This window comes from Streptomyces sp. NPDC048331 (assembly GCF_043201215.1).
Classification (GTDB): Bacteria; Actinomycetota; Actinomycetes; order Streptomycetales; family Streptomycetaceae; genus Streptomyces.
The window spans coordinates 1-17,844 of record NZ_JBICYT010000074.1 but is presented as its reverse complement, the minus strand read 5'-3'; the positions used below and the strand labels follow the sequence as shown (position 1 = coordinate 17,844).

Annotated in this window: 21 protein-coding genes; 18 read left to right on the top strand and 3 right to left on the bottom strand. The window is 70.8% G+C overall.

Annotated features, from left to right (window positions below):
* Positions 1-126: 126 nt before the first annotated feature.
* The 3 genes from ACGFYY_RS41315 to ACGFYY_RS41305 form a co-directional block, all read right to left on the bottom strand.
* Positions 127-612 carry a hypothetical protein gene (locus ACGFYY_RS41315; RefSeq protein ID WP_393717652.1) on the bottom strand — a complete coding sequence of 162 codons (486 nt, stop codon included), beginning with the start codon at positions 610-612 and terminating at the stop codon, positions 127-129.
* Complete coding sequence (locus ACGFYY_RS41310; RefSeq protein ID WP_393717650.1) at positions 609-1,244, bottom strand: DUF4913 domain-containing protein; 636 nt, start codon at positions 1,242-1,244, stop codon at positions 609-611. The genes ACGFYY_RS41315 and ACGFYY_RS41310 overlap by 4 nt, the downstream gene beginning before the upstream one ends.
* A 178-nt stretch (positions 1,245-1,422) precedes the next feature.
* Positions 1,423-2,178, bottom strand: a complete 756-nt coding sequence (locus tag ACGFYY_RS41305) for a DNA-methyltransferase (protein WP_393717648.1) — start codon at positions 2,176-2,178, stop codon at positions 1,423-1,425.
* Positions 2,179-2,712: 534 nt separating this feature from the next.
* On the opposite strand from ACGFYY_RS41305, the gene ACGFYY_RS41300 reads away from it, so the two are divergent.
* From ACGFYY_RS41300 to ACGFYY_RS41215, 18 genes are all read left to right on the top strand, one after another.
* Complete coding sequence (locus ACGFYY_RS41300; RefSeq protein ID WP_393717646.1) at positions 2,713-3,852, top strand: C40 family peptidase; 1,140 nt, start codon at positions 2,713-2,715, stop codon at positions 3,850-3,852.
* Positions 3,853-3,970: 118 nt separating this feature from the next.
* The gene (locus ACGFYY_RS41295; protein ID WP_393717654.1) at positions 3,971-4,285 is read left to right on the top strand and encodes a DUF6112 family protein; all 315 of its coding nucleotides are present in this window, start codon (positions 3,971-3,973) and stop codon (positions 4,283-4,285) included.
* Positions 4,285-4,968, top strand: a complete 684-nt coding sequence (locus ACGFYY_RS41290; protein ID WP_393717644.1) for a hypothetical protein — start codon at positions 4,285-4,287, stop codon at positions 4,966-4,968. Before ACGFYY_RS41295 ends, ACGFYY_RS41290 begins: the two co-directional genes overlap by 1 nt.
* A gap of 32 nt (positions 4,969-5,000) precedes the next feature.
* Complete coding sequence (locus ACGFYY_RS41285) at positions 5,001-6,350, top strand: ATP-binding protein (RefSeq protein WP_393717642.1); 1,350 nt, start codon at positions 5,001-5,003, stop codon at positions 6,348-6,350.
* Positions 6,351-6,445: 95 nt separating this feature from the next.
* Positions 6,446-7,909, top strand: coding sequence for an SCO6880 family protein (locus tag ACGFYY_RS41280; RefSeq protein ID WP_393717640.1), 1,464 nt, complete (start codon positions 6,446-6,448; stop codon positions 7,907-7,909).
* A gap of 41 nt (positions 7,910-7,950) precedes the next feature.
* Positions 7,951-8,397, top strand: a complete 447-nt coding sequence (locus ACGFYY_RS41275) for a DUF6238 family protein (RefSeq protein WP_393717638.1) — start codon at positions 7,951-7,953, stop codon at positions 8,395-8,397.
* A gap of 30 nt (positions 8,398-8,427) precedes the next feature.
* Positions 8,428-9,945: a VirB4 family type IV secretion system protein gene (locus tag ACGFYY_RS41270; RefSeq protein WP_393717636.1), complete on the top strand. Its 1,518-nt coding sequence runs from the start codon at positions 8,428-8,430 to the stop codon at positions 9,943-9,945.
* A 7-nt stretch (positions 9,946-9,952) separates the two neighbouring features.
* A complete protein-coding gene (locus ACGFYY_RS41265; protein ID WP_393717634.1) occupies positions 9,953-10,843 on the top strand; it encodes a ParB N-terminal domain-containing protein in 891 nt (296 codons plus the stop codon).
* Entirely contained in the window at positions 10,840-11,373 is a 534-nt protein-coding gene (locus tag ACGFYY_RS41260; protein ID WP_393717632.1) for a hypothetical protein, read from the top strand. The genes ACGFYY_RS41265 and ACGFYY_RS41260 overlap by 4 nt, the downstream gene beginning before the upstream one ends.
* 32 nt (positions 11,374-11,405) lie before the next feature.
* Entirely contained in the window at positions 11,406-11,825 is a 420-nt protein-coding gene (locus tag ACGFYY_RS41255) for a hypothetical protein (protein WP_393717630.1), read from the top strand.
* A 36-nt stretch (positions 11,826-11,861) separates the two neighbouring features.
* Positions 11,862-12,110 carry a hypothetical protein gene (locus ACGFYY_RS41250; RefSeq protein ID WP_393717628.1) on the top strand — a complete coding sequence of 83 codons (249 nt, stop codon included), beginning with the start codon at positions 11,862-11,864 and terminating at the stop codon, positions 12,108-12,110.
* Positions 12,107-12,919: a hypothetical protein gene (locus tag ACGFYY_RS41245; RefSeq protein ID WP_393717626.1), complete on the top strand. Its 813-nt coding sequence runs from the start codon at positions 12,107-12,109 to the stop codon at positions 12,917-12,919. The genes ACGFYY_RS41250 and ACGFYY_RS41245 overlap by 4 nt, the downstream gene beginning before the upstream one ends.
* Before the next feature lie 203 nt (positions 12,920-13,122).
* Positions 13,123-13,554 carry a hypothetical protein gene (locus tag ACGFYY_RS41240; protein ID WP_393717624.1) on the top strand — a complete coding sequence of 144 codons (432 nt, stop codon included), beginning with the start codon at positions 13,123-13,125 and terminating at the stop codon, positions 13,552-13,554.
* Positions 13,555-13,702: 148 nt separating this feature from the next.
* Positions 13,703-14,011 carry a hypothetical protein gene (locus ACGFYY_RS41235; protein WP_393717622.1) on the top strand — a complete coding sequence of 103 codons (309 nt, stop codon included), beginning with the start codon at positions 13,703-13,705 and terminating at the stop codon, positions 14,009-14,011.
* A gap of 23 nt (positions 14,012-14,034) precedes the next feature.
* Entirely contained in the window at positions 14,035-14,466 is a 432-nt protein-coding gene (locus ACGFYY_RS41230; protein ID WP_393717620.1) for a hypothetical protein, read from the top strand.
* Positions 14,466-15,512 carry a hypothetical protein gene (locus tag ACGFYY_RS41225; RefSeq protein ID WP_393717618.1) on the top strand — a complete coding sequence of 349 codons (1,047 nt, stop codon included), beginning with the start codon at positions 14,466-14,468 and terminating at the stop codon, positions 15,510-15,512. The genes ACGFYY_RS41230 and ACGFYY_RS41225 overlap by 1 nt, the downstream gene beginning before the upstream one ends.
* A gap of 148 nt (positions 15,513-15,660) precedes the next feature.
* Positions 15,661-16,716, top strand: coding sequence for a hypothetical protein (locus ACGFYY_RS41220; protein WP_393717616.1), 1,056 nt, complete (start codon positions 15,661-15,663; stop codon positions 16,714-16,716).
* Positions 16,717-16,770: 54 nt separating this feature from the next.
* Positions 16,771-17,766, top strand: a complete 996-nt coding sequence (locus ACGFYY_RS41215) for an MFS transporter (RefSeq protein WP_393717614.1) — start codon at positions 16,771-16,773, stop codon at positions 17,764-17,766.
* The last annotated feature ends 78 nt before the right edge of the window (positions 17,767-17,844 follow it).

Sequence of the window (17,844 nt, the reverse complement as noted above, 5' to 3'; positions counted from 1 at the left end):
GGACCTCTTCCATCTCCTCAGGTGTCACACCTGAAAGAAGATCACAACCCTACTCCTGCTTGATCATCCGGGGTACCTAACAAAGCCCTACTAGAAGGTTGTCGAGGAAGTTGCTCGGGAAGGTCGTCAACGGGTGGGGCCTTTCGGGGCGAGGGGGAGGGCGGGCTGGGGAAGTCCGGGGACCGGGTACGGCGGCGGTCCCGGCTTGGGGAGAGTGCGGGTGGTGGTGAGCTGCGGGGATCGGCCCCGGGCGGCGTGGGTGAGGGCGTCGACAGGTCGATGCTTGATGCCCAAGCGCGCGGCGGCGGTCCGGTAGACGTCGTTGCGTTCCCGGGCGCCGACCGCGACGACGTGGATTTCGGTGCGGAACGCCGATCCTTCGGGGGCCCGGCGCGTGGCGTAGACGATGCGCCAGGCCATGTGGGAATCGACGTAGACCTTGCGGAGCCCATCAAGTTCGCGGGTTAGCTTCCGGCCGAACAATTGCGCGTTGACGACGTCCTGGAGTCTGACGAGCGCGATGTCGCGGATGTCGCTGGGCGCCTGGAGGAGGTCGGTCAGGGCGCGGGGATCGAAGGTCAATCCGAAAGCGGGTTGGTCGTGGCCGCTCACGACGGCGACCCGACGGCGTGGTCCGTTCCGGCGGCGGTGGCCGACGGACGGGTGGTTCGGCCGGGGCCGCGCAGCAGGCGGTGGGCGGGACGGTCGGGGTCGGTCTGGCAGGCCGACAGCGGTCCGCCGGCCGCGCGGATGGCCGCCATCGCGTGGGTGAGGAAGTCCCGGTGCCACACGAACATCCCCGACGGTCCGGACTCGGGATCCTTGTGCTGCTGGTAGGCCATCCACAGAGCGTGCAGCCAGGCCACGACGTCGAGGTGGTCCTGCCACTCCTCGCACCACGGTGCGGCGGTGGTGATCTCCGCGCCGTACACCGGCATGAGGAAGTCGTCCACCCAGTCGGTCAGCGAGTCGAGTTCGTTTTCCCGCTCCTCGCCATCCAGTTCCAGAATCGGCATGGGCTCGGGCGGCAGTACGGAAGGAGGCATGCCGGGAAGGCCCGGCATCGTGAAGCCCGTGAAGGGCATCGGGTCAGGTGCTGCGGCCAGGCTGTCGAGCTGCCTGGCCTGCTGGGCCGACTGGTCCAGGAGCTTGCGGACGCTGGCCTCGATGCTCTCCAGGTCGGCTTCGGGAACGCGGATCGGTTCCACCGGCTGGCCTTCGGGGCCGTCTATGGGGTCGAGCACGAAGGGTTCTCTCCTCGCAGCCGCATGCGGCACGTCGGGACTTCAAAGAGGGGCTGGATTCAACGATCCTGAAATTCCCCGGTTTGGCTGACCGGGGATCTCGTGCTACAAGGCCCCGCGAAGCGGGGGCAGGAATGCGGGGTGCCGATTCCTGCCCCCGCGGCAATGGGGGAAAGGGTCAGGCCGAGAGGATGAAGTCGTCCTGGGAATAAGCCTGCTGGAGGGCCTCGGTCAGGCGGTCGGCGGCGATCTCGGCGTAGTGCTGGGTCTTCTCGACGCCGATGAAGTCCCGTCCCTCCAGCAGGCTGGCGACACCGGTTGAACCGGATCCGGCGCAGAAGTCCAGGACGGTGCCGCCCGGCGGGCTGATCTTGACGAGCTCGCGCATCACCGAGACGGGCTTCTGCGTGATGTGCTGCCGCTTCCGGCCGGTCGGCTGCGATCCGGAGTACAGGCCTGGCAGATAGACCGGGTTTGCCGAGCCGTCCATGTCGCCGTTGGACCCCCAGACGATGAACTCGCAGTTCTGGGTGAACCGACCCTTTTGTGGGCGGGCGGCGGGCTTGTGCCAGGCCAGCACCCCGCGCCACGTCCAGCCGGCGGCCTGGATCGCGTCGGTGGTGACGGGCAGCTGGCGCCAGTCGGTGAACAGCAGCGCGGTGCCACCGAGGCGGGTCAGCCGCTGGGCTTCGGTCATGATCTGCGTCAGCCAGAAGCCGTAAGACCGCTGGTCCATGTTCTCGCCGGTGAAGTCCGGCAGCGCGTGGCCGGCATCCGCGGAGGTGTACTTCTGCCGGGCCGTCCGGGAAGTGCGCTCCTTCGCCGTCCGCCCGCCCGAGTTGTACGGCGGGTCGGTGATGACGGAGTCGACGCAGTCGTCCGGGAGCGCGGACAGGACGCTGAGGGCATCGCCCTGGTGCAGGGAAAAAGGCAAAGAGGGACCCCAATATCGGTTCGGGAAAGGCGGGAGTGGGCTCCAGCTCACCGCAGATTTCACCGCCAGCCCGGATCTGGACACAGGTGTGTCATAGGGCCATAGGGCGGTCGTGCGGGGGGAGTTCCAAAACTGTAGGGCACGATCCCCGGTTGACCACGGTCGCCGCGAAAACCCTTGAAATAGAGCCTTGATCATCTTTTTCTTGGTCAACCGGGGATCCGCACTTACTGTTTTGGAACTGCCCGGCGCACACAGCACCGATGGCCGTACTCCCCCGTCATGCCCACACGGAGGCACCCCCTTGTCCCGGCACACCTGACGGCCCGGATGTCATAGCGAGCGGCAACTCGCAGCGACGTCACGAGGCACAGCTCACCCATCACCCGGCCTGCCGCGTCCTTCTCACATCTCCACGGCACCGCGCGGCCGGGGCTTCACACACTTCAAGGACACCGTCATGCCATTCCTGCGCCCTCCCCTGCCTGAAACGCGGCCGCCGGCCCTGACCGGCGAGCGCGGAGGCACCCCAGGTTGAAGGCCGTAGCCGCCGCCATCGGCGTCCTCTGCCTCTCCCCCCTCGCCCTCGCCACCACCGCCGCCATGGCCGCCGCCGGCAGCGGCGCCGCCTCCAAGAGCGCCGCCTGCGCTCCCGGCAGCGGCAGCGTCGATGCCTCCGCGGTCGCCCAGCAGGTCGCGGCAATCCTCGGCGGACAGGGCGGCGACAGCTCGATCCGCGTCGAGGGCCTGGAACTGCCCGCCGAGCAGATCCCCCACGCCAAGACCATCGTCGCCACCGGCATCGCCCTGAAGGTGCCCGAGCGCGGGCAGGTCGTCGCGCTCGCCACCGCCATCCAGGAATCCCGGCTCCGCAACCTCAACTCCGGCGACCGGGACTCGCTCGGGCTGTTCCAGCAGAGGCCCAGCCAGGGCTGGGGCACCCCCGAGCAGATCCGCGACCCCGTCTACGCCTCCACGAAGTTCTACAAGGGGCTGCTGGAGGTCACGGGGTGGCAGCAGATGACGATCACCCAGGCCGCCCAGGCCGTGCAGCTCTCCGGATTCCCGGACGCGTACGCGCAGTGGGAACCGCTCGCCCGGGCCCTGCAGCAGGCCATCGTCAAGACGCTGCCGAACGGCGGCACCAGCCAGCCCGGCCAGGAACCGGCCACGACTCCGGGCGGGGCCGGCGGATGCAAGCCGGGCGAGGACGGATCCGGCTGGGGCTCCATCCCCGAAGGAACCGTCCCCGCCGGATACAAGATCCCGGCCGACGCCTCACCGAAGGCCCGTACCGCGATCGACTGGGCAATGCACCAGCTCGGCACCCTCTACCAGTGGGGCGGCACCTGTACCGCGCCGCACGGCCCCGACCCCATGGGCCGCTGCGACTGCTCCAGCCTCATGCAGCAGGCCTACGCCAAGGCCGGAATCCAGCTCACCCGCACCACGTACACGCAGGTCAAGGAGGGTGACGCCGTACCGGCGAACGCCCTCAAGCCCGGCGACCTACTCTTCACCCGCGGCACCGCCGCCGTCCCCGAGCACGTCGGCATGTACATCGGCGCCGGCCTGGTGATCAACGCACCCAGGACCACGAAGCCGGTACGGATCGAGAAGGTCGGCGACTGGCAGATCCTCGCCGTCCGCCGCATCCCCACGCTCAACAGCTAGACCGCCGCCCGCCGCCGCGGGCCCGCGCCGGGCCCCTTCTTCGCGCCCCGAGCGCCCCTCCCCTCTTCCCCGCACAGCCGCAGGGCCTCGCCGGCCTGCGCCCGCAAGGAGCTTCGCCATACCCATTTCACTCGCAGACCGCGTCCTCTACCTCGCCTACGACCCCGGAATCACCCCGACGGAGGGCGGCCTCCCCGGGCTCGACGTCCTGAAGAAGGTCGTCAACTCGATCAACATGTTCGGCATCATCGCCGTCGTCGGCGCGCTCGCCGTCTCCCTCGGCGTGTGGGCCTGGGGCCACCACAGCGGCGGCCACCAGGCCGAGGCCAACGGCAAGAAGGGCGCCGTCGTCGCCGCCGGCGCCGCCCTGGGCCTGGGCGCCGCCAACGGCATCGTCGCGTTCTTCTCCGCACTCGGAACGCAGGTCAAGTAGTGCCGAACCGTTCCCTCTCTCCCCTGCACCGGGCCACCACGCACTGGACGACCGGGCGACGGATCCTCGTCGCCGCCGTGGTCATCACCGCACTCCTCGGGGCCGCCGGACTGGCTGCCTGGTTCACCGCCCGCGGTGGCCAGAGCAAGACCGGAGTATCCCCCGCAGCCCCCGCGCCGAGCTCGTCCGCCACCACGGCACCGAAGCCCTCCGTCGGTACGGGCTCGGTCCCGGCGCCGCCCAAGATCACCGACCCGCTCGCCTACGCCCGCGCGGCAGCCGTGATGCTCTGGTCGTACGACACCCGCACCACCAGCCGTGACCAGCACCTCGCCGGCATGCACGCGTGGATGACCCGCGAGACGAAGTACACCGACTGGACAGCGATCTCCGCTCAGATTCCGGACCCGGTGCTGTGGTCGCGGATGGCCGACAACGCCCAGTACGCCACCGCCACCGTGGCCGAGGCCCACTTCCCCTCCGCGTTCAAGCAGGCCCTCACCGAAAACCCCTCCGCGATCACCGAGGCCTACATCTACGCGGTTACCGTCACCGGCAAGCAGGCCATCGCCTGGACGAACGGCGGAGGCGGCGCCGAGGACCGCGCCGTCACCCTCGCCGTCCAGTGCCGCCCCAGCACCGACTGCGCCCTGGTCTCCCTCGCTCCGAGCGTCGCCCCATAACACGCCACTGAAGACAAGGAGGTATCCCTCCAGTGGACTTCTGTTCTCTCCCCCTCGCCGACAAGCTGTGCTCGGCGGCCGACGCCATCGACTTCGTCAACGACCCGGGCAAGGCCATCACCGAGGGCATCGGCAACTGGATCGCCAAATCGGTCGGCGAGTTCGCCGCGGCCTCCGCCGACCTCGCCGCCGAGGCCGTCAACGCCACCACGAAAGTGGACCTGCGGGCCGGCTGGTTCGTCGACAACTACGAACTGCTGCTCCCGATCGGCCTGACCATCCTGGTCGCCACGTTCTGCGCCCAGCTCATCCGGGCCGCCGTCAAACGCGACGGCCAGGCCCTCGCCCAGGCCTTCACGGGCACCGCGGGCGGCGTGATCTTCTGCTTCGCCGCCATCGCGGGCACCACCGTCGCCATCGAAGTCGTCGACGCCCTGTCCGACGGGTTGTTCAAGGCAGCGGGCACCTCGATCGAGGACGCCGTGCGCCGCATGGTCAAGGCCAGCTCCGTCGCCTCCACCGTGCCGTTGGGCTGGATGATCCCCGGCATCGTCGGCCTCGGCGCCGGTATTGGAGCCATCCTCTACTGGTGCGTGATGATGGTCCGCAAGGTCGGCATCCTCGTATTGGTGACCTTGGCCGTTTTCGCCGGAGCCGGAGGCGGCTGGGAAGCCGCACGGCGCTGGCGCCGGGGATGGATCGAAGCCACCGCCACCCTGGTCGTCTCCAAGCTGCTGATGACGATCGTGTTCCTCCTGGGCATTTCCGCCCTCGGCCAGACCCAGGCCAAGGACGGCCTGGGCGCGCTCGCCGACTGCCTCGCCGGCATCGTCATCATGATGATGGTGCTGCTCTGCCCGTACGCCACCTTCAAGTTCGTCCACTGGGCGGCGGAGGGCACCGACGGCGAGTCGATCCACCGGGCCGGTGGCACCGGTGCGCAGATGGCCAAGCAGCACACCGAGCAGGCAGCCCGCAAGGCCGCCGCGATGGCCGCGACCGACGGAGCCGGAGCAGCGGCTGGAGCGGGAGCAGCGCCGCAGGGACCTGCGGGATTCCCCGGCGATGTCGCCGCCAACCCGAGCGGCGGGACCGGGGAGAAGCAGAACAGCGCCCCGCTCCCGTCGTCCGGCGGAGGTGCGCTGACCGGCCCGCTGTCCAAGGCGGTTCAGCCGCCGCCCACCAGCGTGAGCCAGGACACCAGCGGCCAGCCCGGCGGAAGCACCGGTGGCTCGTCTGGTCCGTCCGCTCCGGCGGGTTCCAGCGGTACGGGTCCTGTTCCGCGCAGCACCCAGGAAGGTCCGCCACGGGGTGCCAGCGCGCACGGTCCGGCCGCCGCGAACAACCCCTTCGCGAGCGGTCCCTCGCCCACCGGCTCCTGAGCTGACCCGTCCCCGACACCCGGGCGGGACACGCCGCACCACGATGCCGTGTCCCGCCCGGGCCCCAACCCCGTGCCCCGAAAGCGGACTCCGCCTTGTCTGACCTTGCCCTCCCCCTCACGATCAAATTCCCCCACAGGTCGCGGCGCGGCATCCTGCTCGGCCTCTCCCTGCCCCAGCTCGTCCTCACCTCCACCGCACTCGCCCTGCTCCTGGCCACCGTGGTCTCCACCGGCCTCGTCGGCGCCCTGGCCCTGACCCCCCTGTGGGCCGCGGTCGCCGCCCTCGTCGCCATCCGGCGCCACGGCCGCTCCCTGATCGACTGGGCGCCGATCGTCCTGCGCTACGCCCAGCGCCGACGCACCGGCCAGAGCATGTGGCTGGCCCGCGCGGTCTCCCGGCCCCGCACCGACGGCATGCTCCACCTGCCCGGCACGGCCGCCTCGCTGCGCGTGGTCACCCCGTCCGGATCGCAGGCCGCCGCCGTCCACGACCCCCACAACCAGACCCTGACCGCCGTCGCCCGGGTCTCCAGCAGGGCCTTCGCCCTCCTCGACCCCGCCACCCAGAACAGCAACGTCACCTCGTGGGGCCGGGCGCTGGCCGGTATCGCCCGCAGCGGGCACATCGCCACCGTGCAGGTCCTGGAACGCACCGTCCCCGACAGCGGCGACACCCTCACCCGGCACTGGACCACCCACGGCCACCCCCAAACCCCCGTCGCCGGACAGGTGTACTCCGAACTCGTCTCCTCCGCCGGGCCCGCCGCCGCCCCGCACGAGAGCTACCTGGCGATCTCCCTGGACCTCAAGGCCGCCAAGCGGCTCATCTCCCAGGCCGGCTGCGGTCTCCCCGGCGCCTTCACCGTCCTCGGGCAGACCACCGCCTCCGTCGCCCAGGCCGCGCGCGGCGCCGGGCTGATGGTCACCGGCTGGCTCACCGCCCGCGAGATCGCCGCCGTGGTCCGCACCGCCTACGACCCCAAGGCCCTGGCCGGCCTGCAGCAGTGGTCCGAACACGGCCAGGCCGAGGCCGACCCCGCCGCCGCTGGCCCGGTCGTGCAGGTCGAGGAGTACGACCGCGTCATCACCGACACCGCCCGCCACACCACCTACTGGGTGGAGAACTGGCCGCGCACCGAAACGGGCGCCGGATTCCTGCACGGGCTGATGTTCACCGCCGGAGTGCGCCGCTCCTTCTCCATGATCTACGTGCCCCAGGGACTCGAATCCGCGCTGCGCGACGTGCAGCGCACCAAGGCCACGATCATCGCCGACGCGGCCGAGCGCCAGCGCCGCGGACAGGTCGACTCCGAAGCCGACTCCGTCGAGTACGGGGACGTCAAGGAACGTGAGCGGCAGCTGATCGCCGGGCACGCCGACGTCGCCCTGACCGGGCTCCTGACCGTCTCCGCCGAGACCGACGCCCAGCTCGACGCCGCGTGCGCACAGATCGAAACCGCCGCCGTCTCCGCCCAGGTCGACCTTCGCCGTCTGATCTACCAGCAGCCCGAAGCCCTCACCCTGGCAGCTCTCCCCCTGGCGCGCACCGCCCTGTAGCCGAACCCCGCCGCGCCCACGCGGCAGCAAGGACCCCTCACTTGACCAACGCCCACACCCCGCCCCTCGATACCCATCCCTACCTGCGGGCCGCGACCGCCGGCGTCCGCCACCACAGCCGCCAGGCAGTCCGGAACCCCGTTCCCGCCGACCGGGCGCACGTGGACGTCCTGCACAGCCACCTGACCGGCCTCCACCTCCTGATGGACCGGCTCGCCGAGACCACCCGGCCCCCGCATCCGGCCGCAGGAAGGCACCTGGCCGACGCACACCTGCGGCTGTGGCAGGCCGCGACCAGCCTCCACGAGGCCTTCCACACCCTCCCGGCCGCCGGATCCAACAGCACCGATGCGGGCTGCCGCCCCGACCGGCTGCCCGAAGGCCCCCCGGTCCTCACCATCTGCCAGCGCCAGCTCGCCTCCGGGCACGCCATCCGCCGCAAGACCACCCCCGCCGACCACGGCCCCCGCCCGGCCCGCACCGCCTGAGGGCAGCCCCCGCAGAAACGATCCGCCCCCATGCCCCAGCACCGCCCCGGCCGCCGCGCCCGACGCGCGAGCGCCAGCCCCCTGTTCACCCCCCACGGCACCGACCGCCATGCCCGCAAGGCCGCCCGCCGCCAGCTCGCCGAAGCCCAGGCCAAAGCCCGCGCCGAATCCACCTCCCCCTCCGGCGAACACAAGCCCGCCGAAACGGAGATGCCCCTCCCCCTCTACCCCGCTGCCGGACGACCCGGCGCCGCCTCCGCCCGCGGCAGCAAGCTCCGGCTCCCCGCGCACCGCATGACCACCGCCGTCGCCGCCGGCGCCTACCCGTTCCTCGCCGAAGGCGGCCTGGGAGCCGACGGCATCTACATCGGCCGCGACGTCCACGCCGAAGCCAGTTTCACGTTCGACCCGTTCACCCTGTACGGCAAGGTCGACGGGTTCACCAACCCCAACGTGCTACTCGCCGGGGTGATCGGCCAGGGCAAGAGCGCCCTCGCCAAATCCTTCGCCCTGCGGTCGGTCGCCTTCGGATACCGCGTCTATGTCCCCTGCGACCCCAAGGGTGAATGGACACCCGTCGCCCAGGCCCTCGGCGGCACCTCGATCGCGCTCGGCCCCGGCCTGCCCGGCCGCCTCAACCCCATGGACGCCGCCCCGAGGCCCCCGTCTGTGACGGAGGCCGACTGGGCCGGCGAAGTCCGCAAGCGCCGACTGCTGCTGCTCGGCTCGCTCGCCCGCACGGTCCTGGGCCGCGACCTGATGCCGATGGAGCACACCGCCCTCGACATCACCCTCGACGGCGTCGTCAAGGCAGCAGCCGCCGCGGGCCGCACACCGCTTCTCGGCGACATCGCCCACACCCTGGCCCAGCCCGCCCTCCTCGACCAGGCCGCCGGGACCGTCTCAGGCCACCTCGGAGAGGCAGCCCGCGACCTCGCCCACGCCATGCGGCGCCTCGTCCACGGCGACCTGGCCGGCATGTTCGACGCCCCCTCCACCGTCGCGTTCGACCCAGGCACGCCGATGCTGTCGATCGACCTGTCCCGCCTCGGCGGATCCGGCGACGACACCGCGCTCGTCCTCGCTATGACCTGCGCCTCCGCCTGGATGGAATCCGCGCTCACCGACCCGCGCGGCGGCCGGCGGTGGATCGTCTACGACGAGGCCTGGCGCCTGATGCGCCACCCCGCGCTGCTGCAGCGCATGCAGTCCCAGTGGAAGCTCTCCCGCGGGCTCGGCATCGCCAACCTCATGGTCATCCATCGGCTCTCCGACCTCCTCACCGCAGGCGACGCCGGATCCCAGGGCCGCGCACTGGCCGAAGGACTCCTCGCGGACTGCTCCACCCGCATCATCTACCGGCAGGAAACCGACCAGGTCCACGCAGCCGCCACCCTGCTCGGCCTGACCTCGGTCGAGACCGCAGCCATCTCCCACCTCAGCCGCGGACGCGGCCTGTGGAAGGTCGCGGGCCGGTCCTTCATCGTCCAGCACCTGCTCCACCCCGCCGAACAGACCCTGTTCGACACCGACGCCCGCATGCACTGAAAGGCCCGTGGGTTCGTCAAATTCCCGCCCTCGCCACGGCGGACACACCCACCACAGCAACCTTCTTCTACGCCTGGAGACCCCTATCGAATTTCATCCGACTGCCTCGCTCCTCCCGCTGCTCGACGAAGACGACCTGACCGCCCTGACCCACGACATCGAGGAGCACGGCCTTCTGCAGCCGGTCGTTCTCGACCGTGAAGGACGAGTCCTCGACGGACGCGGCCGACTCGTCGCGTGCGAACGCGCCGGTATCGAACCGACCTTCATCACGTATGAGGGCGACGCACCCGATGTGTACGTCCTGTCCGTCAACCTCCGACGCCGCAGCCTCACCAAGGGACAGGCCGCCATGATCACCGTCAAGGCCTGTTCCTTTAGGGAACAAGGCCAGCGTTCCCCAAGGGAACAGACCGCGCGTTCCCTAAAGGAACAACTCGGAGTCGCCCTCGCTGTCATGGGCCGCGCAAGCACCGTCCTGCAACACGCACCCGACCTCGTCGACCCGGTGATCGCGGGAGCCATGGGGCTGAACGAGGCATACAACGTTGCACAGGAGAACAAGTCCAAGGCCAACTCCGCCGAAGTGCAGCTCGCCCGTCTTCGAGACGAAGACCCCCAGCTCGCCCAACGAGTGGTAGAGGGCGACCTGACCCTGACCGGCGCATGGGCGGAACGCACCGAGCGCCTCGAAGAGGACAAGCGTCAACGCCGCGTCGCCACCAAGCTGCTGGACGAGCTCGTCCCGCCGCTCGCCCAGTCCCGCGGCACACGGGCCTTCAGCCGCTACGACCCCGCATTCTCCAGCGGCACACCCGTCACCCGGGAGATCATCGCGCACGCCATGACGGCCCTGACCGAGATGGACCAGGTCTGGCAGGAGCGTGACCTGCCGTGACGACCAACAACAACTCCCGTCTGCAGCAGATCGTCGAACAGGCCGCTGACGCCCTTGCCGACGAGCACGGGCGCTTCCGCAAGCGCGACCTGGTCATCAAGGTCCGCTCAGAGCTCGCCGACGATGACCTCTCCGCCTACGTCCGGGCGGCGGCCCTCGACACCCTGGCCGAGTCCCTCGTCACTGGATTCGGCGAACGCCGTAACCCACGGCGCCGGCGTTCCGGAGGGCTCTTCCACCCCGACGATATCCTCAAGCTCGGCAACGGGATCTGGGCCCGGATGCGGCTCATCATCGACTCCGACATGGTCGAGTGGGCCCGCCTGTCGAGACGCAACAGGGTCAGTGTCGACCATGCGGACAACGAGAAGCAGGACTACGCCGACGAGCGCCTCGACGCCTACCGGGCCAATCGTGGCATCGTCCATCTCATAGACCTGGAACGCGTGGTCTTCGGCTGGACCGAAGACCAGGGCGAACAGGACTCGCTCCCGTTCGACGACGGCACCCCGCCCGGCGGGCTCCAGTGAACTCAACCGGACAGCCCCGCCCTCTGACCCCCTTGCCGGATCACCACAACGTCCTCGACCCCGGCTGGCAGCGGGCATGGGCCCGCTTCGCCCACGTGATCACCCCACTCCGCGAACGCGGCCTGCTCTGCGACGTCCAGTTCGGGCTGGACGACTGGCTCGTCTACGCCTCGCCACCGGGCCACGATGCCGTCCTCATCATCGGCCACGATGACGGGTGGCTGGTCACCCACCAGGCTCCCGCCCAGGACTGGGCCTCGATGACCGTCGTGTACGACTCCACGGCATCCTCCGGGCCCAGCGACTTCGACGACATCGACCCGTTGCTCGCATCGGTCGACGTACTCCTCGCACAGCTCGCCCGTACCGCGCCGGCACCGGTAGCCGGCGGTCGGCATACCGCCGAGGTCCCCACTCCTCCGCCGGCCGGGCGCGGCACCCGCAGTCGCTGATCACCACCCCTGTCCCGCCCTCCAGGAAGGTTTCCCGTGCACCACCCCGTCAGCATCCGCATAGGACTGCATGCCGCCGGACCGATATCCCTGCCTCTGACCGACCCGGTGCAACGTGTGCTGTGGTCAAGGGGGTTCACGTACTGCTCCCGGCTCGATGCGTACACCGCACCGGCTTCGCTGCCCGTCGAGCAGCAGGAGCACCTCGTGCACCAGGCCGTGCACGCGCTGCAGCTGCTCGGCGTTCCCGCAGCCCACTTCCATCACCCGGCGAGCCGGGAATGACCCGGCAACGCCCCATGGACACCGCCGTGCAGGAGGCACTGCGGCGCTCGGAGGTCGTCGCAGGCTCCCTGGAGGCTTTCACCGCCGGGCTCGCGCCCCGCCTGGGTGCCGGGTGGAACCGCAGAGTCCTGCCCACGCCCTCCGGGTGGAGCCCGGCCGACGAACGGTTCTGGGACATGGAGGAGGGAGTGCTCTGGCGTGCGCTGCACGAGGGCGGTGACCATCTGCGTGCGCGGGCCGTCCTCACCCATGCGCACGGACTGCAGCTCTACGCCGTCCAGCGGCCCCACCGAGCAGGCCAGTTCCTCGTCGGTGCGCTGCTTCCGGCAGGGGTGTTCGAGTACGGCACGGCGAAGCGCCCTCAAGCCGTCGCGGTCCTCGGTGACCCCGCCCGAGCCGCCTGCGCGGTTCGGCGCCGGCTCCTTCCGCAGTACCGGATCGCGGCGATGCGCGTAGCCAGCGGCACCAGGTTCAAGCAGGCGCAGCACGTCGTCATCGGCCGGACGGCCGACGGCCGGCCGGCAGCCGACGCGGTCATGCCGCGCGCCGTGAGGGCCCTGCTCCACGAGGACGGACGCTGGGAACTGGACCCGGGCACCGGCTTGTGCCTGCCGGCCGTCACCTCTCCGCTCCCGTCCGAGGTCCTCATCCAGGAAGCCACTGACCGGCTCCGCGGTCTCGGCTTCAACGTCACGGTCACCGATGGGCATCCTCTGGATGGCCACCTCCGCTCTCCGAGCCGGGCCGTCGCCGCGCCGAGCACCCTGTTGCCGCCCGCTCCGCCCAGCAGCCGCGGTCGAACCCGCTGACCGGGCATGCGCCTGCGATAGCCCCGCCCCGCATCCGTAACGACTCGCTGGAGATCCCGCTGTCCACTCGCTCCTTCATCGCCCGCCCCACCCGGTCCGGTGGGTACGAAGGGATCTACGTCCATTCGGACGGGGTCCCCAGCCACCACCTGCCCCTCCTGCTCACCGCCCACCAGTACAAATTCAACGGCGACCTCGATGCCATGTCCCGGCACCTGATCGACGACGTCGCCATCAGCTGGGAGGAACTGGGCACCGACCTCCTCGACCAAGCTCCCCCGGAGCTGTTCCTCGCGCTCACCGGCGGCGAGACGTGGCCGAGCCGGGAACCGCAGAACCTCTTCACCCTGGACGGCTCGCCCCCGCAGCGGATGACCGTCACCCCCGAAGCCACAGGCGATCTGGAGTGGGGATACGTACTGCACCCGCACGGAATCGAGGTCATCAGCCTGAGTGAACACGACCGCGGCCCCCTCGTGGGATGGGCGAGCGACCCCCTCTACCCGTTCAGCGACCACCCGGCGATGTGGGCGCCGGCGGGGCCCGCCCAGGGCCCGCTCCGGGCCTCACCCAAACTGCCCACCACCCCGACCGCCCAGAGCACCGCCGGCCCCTCGCGCACCGCCCGCCGCTGATCCACAAGGAGTACTTCTGCGCGAACAGTTCGTCGTCGGCACGCACCCCACGTACGGGTACGTCGCCTCCGCCCAAGGAATCCCCCATCACATCAGCCAGTGGTACCTGACGCGCCTAGGGTTCCAGCCCGTTCACGGCCTGCACGGCGTGTACCTGCTGGCGGCACCCACTCACGACGGCGCCCGCCGCACCCGCCAGGCCGTCGAGAGCCTGCGCGGCAGCGGATATCAGGTCCACGCCGACTACTCCCTCGACCCCTCGAACACCAAGGCGGCCCATGTCCAGACCAGGCCGGTCCGGGACCCGCGGGAGTGGTACCGCACCGACACCGCGCAGGCAGCCGCCACCGCCTCGCCCCAGTACGCGACCGCGCGCGCCCGGAGCTCCGGGCCCCCGCAGACCACACCGGTCGCCTCCGCACCCGCGGAATCCACCCAGCCGAGCCGCTCCCGCTAACCGCGAAGGGACTTCTCCCGTCCATGCTCTCCACCGACGAGGCTGGGCCCGGCAGCAGCGAACTGCGTCGCCGGGCCCGCCGGGAGGCCACCGCCTTCCTGCAGGGCCTCCCACTCTCCCCGGATCCCGCCTCCGCGCTGCGTGCGTGCACCGACGCCATGGCCCAGGCCACGACGCCCGCCGAGATCCACGCGCTGACCGAGCTGGCCGCAGCCGGCGAAGACACGGGACTGATCACCCTGCGGAACCTGCTGCGCGCCGTCGGCGCCCGCTGTCAGGTACTGGGCCACGCCCAGCTGGCCGAGCGGTACGCCCGCACGAGCGACCTCCTCGACATCGCCGACCGCGCCCTCTTCCAACTCGGCATCGACCTGCTGGCCACCGCGCACACCGCGCCGACCGACCAGTCCGGACCCGTCCCCGTCCTCGCCGGCAGCGACGCGGGAGACATCTGATGGCGTCCGAGATCACCCTGTTCACCAGCCGGCACCACGGCATCGTCGGCCTCGTATCCGGCGACAACTGGCGCTGGGCCCGCACCGCCCTCCAGCTCGCCGGATTCGAGAAGGACAGCGACGGCAACTACTTCACGCCCCTGACCGACATAGCCCGAGCCCGGCAGTCACTCGCCGCCCTCGGCGGCACCGCTCTGACGCACGGGGCCCTGGTCGCCACCAACAGCAGCCGCTACATCGGAGACTTCGCACGCGAGCTCGGCGACAACCTGCCCGGCCAGTGGAGCGTGCGGGTCGAGAACTACCCGGTCCCGATAGTGCAAGAGGACCTCTTGTACGACCTGTGGACACCCCGCGCCGACCCCCTCGCGCACATGGTCAAGACCGACCGTCTGCTGGCCGCGGCGATCCTTCGCGGCGAGAGCGGGGTCGAGCTGGCCGTCGTACCGGTCCCCGGCCGGGATCAGTACCGCGTCGGCGCGCTCATCCCGGCGGACATGAACCCGACCCCGGAGGTTGCCGGGCCCTCCAGCATCACCGTGGGGGACGCTCACGCGCACGCCGCCCACCAGGTCAGCTCCTCCCTCCTCGCCGAATACCACCAGGCCTTCTGGCGGCTGCAGTTGATCACCCTCAGGGACGATCTGGATTGGGCCCACGAGGCGTACGAGCCGGGCACGGTCACCGATCCACCCCAGCATGACCTGGCCGACGCCTTCGCCCGCTTCGCCGACGCCGCGCCGTACATCATCAGCACCGCGCGCGCCAGCAACTCCCGCCTCAACCCATCTGAGCAGGCATTCCTGGAATTCATGGATGCCGTATTCGGCCAGCCGGTCCTGCCGCAGGAAGCCTCCACGACGCCGCAGAAGACCTCGGATCCCGATCCGCTGGCGGTGTGGCTGCTCGAAGGCCAGGACCTGGTCGACATCGCCCGCTCCGTCAGCCGGCCCGCTTGGCCCCGGACAGCTCTCGCCCCGGTCCGCACGGCAGCCGCTCTCCCCTCCCCGCCCCTGCAGATCACCGCCTCACCCAACCGCAGGTAGACGCCACCCTGGAGCCTTCATCCCTCACTCCCCACCCCCATCACTGCAAGAAGCACTCGACGCTCTGACCGGCTGGGGCACCCGGTTCTCCGTCAGCACGCTCAGCTGCGAGCTTGCCCTGGAGCACCTTCACAACCGCCACGGCGACATGCTCGACGAGCAGGCTGCCCAGGCCGTCGAGGCGGAGCGCAACCGGGTACTCACCGAACTTTTCGGCGATCTCCTGCCCTACGTACCCACGTTGCTCGCCCACGCGAGTGCCGGTATCGAGGCCATGCCTCCCGCCCGCCACCACGCCGGCTGGCACCTTCTGGTCTCCGACCTCGCCCATGCCGCAGACGTAGCCGTACGCCTCCTGGAAGACCACCCCGCGGTCCAGGACTCCGCAGCCCGTGACGCACGGCTGTGGCCCTACCTGCGGACCTGGGGCGAGCACGACGTGCTCCTGCGGGACCTGGCCCTCCAGCCGGCCCATCCCCCGCGCCCCGGTCCGCGGCTCACGGGAGAGGAGCAGGAGCGGTGGACCGCCCGGGCCCGTGCGGCCCGCAGCCGTGATCTGCTCCAGCCCCAGGAGTCTCGGTATGACGCCACAGGCCGCCAGCTCACCCTCGCCCTGCTGCCCTACCCGGACGAGGACGAAGAGGTCTTCCTGATCCTCGCCGGGGACATCGACAGCCCGCACGTGCAGGTACTGGGCTGCTACGACACCGACGACGCGGCCATCCAGGACCTTCCGCCGGCGGTCCCGCCCGGGGTGCTCTTCCCCGAAGGGCACTCGCCAACACCGCTCGCGATCCCCGGGCTCCCTCTCGCCCAGCTGACGCGCGACGTCATCGACGCGCAGCACAGCGCCTCTGTCGCCGAGACGATCTCCTACGTCACCGACCGGCCGCCCCACGCCCCTGCCGGGCACATCGCCCAGCTCGCCGAGTTCCTCGACACCTGTGCCATCTGGGCCGCCGCGCTGGACACCCGGGCCGGGCACGAGATCGCCGTCCGCCTTCGGGTGCTCTCGACGCAGACCGGCCACCTGCTCCAGGACCTCACGCACGTCGGAGAGCAGCTGGAGGAAGCCGTGGCCGTCCTGCCGCCGCACCGCACCCCCGCTCCCCGGCACCTGCCGACGCCCCGCCCACCAGCCCTCGCCACCACTCCCGTGGCGGCGGCACCTCCGGTGGGCACCACCTCCGCGCACCGCCGCTAGCGGCCAGCCCAGCGCTCCCTCCTCGCCCGCCTTCTGACGGAAAGCCCTGCCCTGTTGACCCTGGCCGATCACCCGACCACCACCCCACCGCCCGCCACGTACGGCGCCGTCCTGGGCAGCCGGCACGTCCTGCGCCTGCTCGGCGGCACCCTGACCGGACGCCTGCCCAACGGCATGGTCCCCGTCTCGTTGGTCTTGTGGATCACCGCAGGCGGAGGGTCGTTGGCCTTCGCCGGCCTGCTCGCCGCGCTGTACGGGCTGGCGTCCGGGCTGTCCCAGCCGGTCAAGGGCAGGCTGATGGACCGCTACGGCCAGACCCGCGTCTCCACCCCGGCGGTGCTGCTGAACTCCGGCTGCCTGGCCGCGCTCCCCTGGATCGGCGCGGGCGGGCACCCGGCGGCGGTGACCGCGGTGGTGGGGTTCGCGGGCCTGATCACGCCGCCGCTCGAATCCGGCCTGCGGGCCCTGTGGCCGACCGTCGTACCCGATCTCGGGCGGCGCCGGGTCGTCCAAGCCCTGGACACCGGCTCGCAGGGGCTCTTGTACATCGCGGGTCCCCTGCTCGCTTCCTGGTTGGCCACCACGCACGGTCCCGATACCGCCCTGACCGTGACCGCCGCACTCGGGCTCGTGGGCACGGCGGTCGTCCTGACCGCCGCCCCGTCACGGACGTGGCGTCCCGCCGCGGACGAGGCTGCGGGAAGCGGGCGCTTGATCGGGGCCGGGCTGGTCCTGCTGTGCACCGCGCTGGCGGGAACGGGTTTCGCGCTCGGAGCGATGACCGTCTGGGCCGCCGGGATGGCCTCCGCTTACGGGCTGGCCATGCTCTCCGGGGTCCTGCCCGCCGCGTTCTCCACCGGCAGCTTCCTCGGCGGACTGATCTACGCCCGCCGGACATGGCCCGGCACGACCACCACCCAACTCATCACCACCAGCGCCCTGTTCCTCTTCGGCTGGGTTCCGCTGCTGGCCCAGCCCGAGCCCCGCACCGCCATCGCCCTCGCGGTCCTCCCGGGACTGTTCCTCACCCTGATCCTGCGTTCCGCGTAATTCAGCGGCCTGGAGTCACGAATCTGGGGTCTGACCTTGGCAGACATGGGTGAGGGCGCCTGAGAGGCGTTTCTCTAG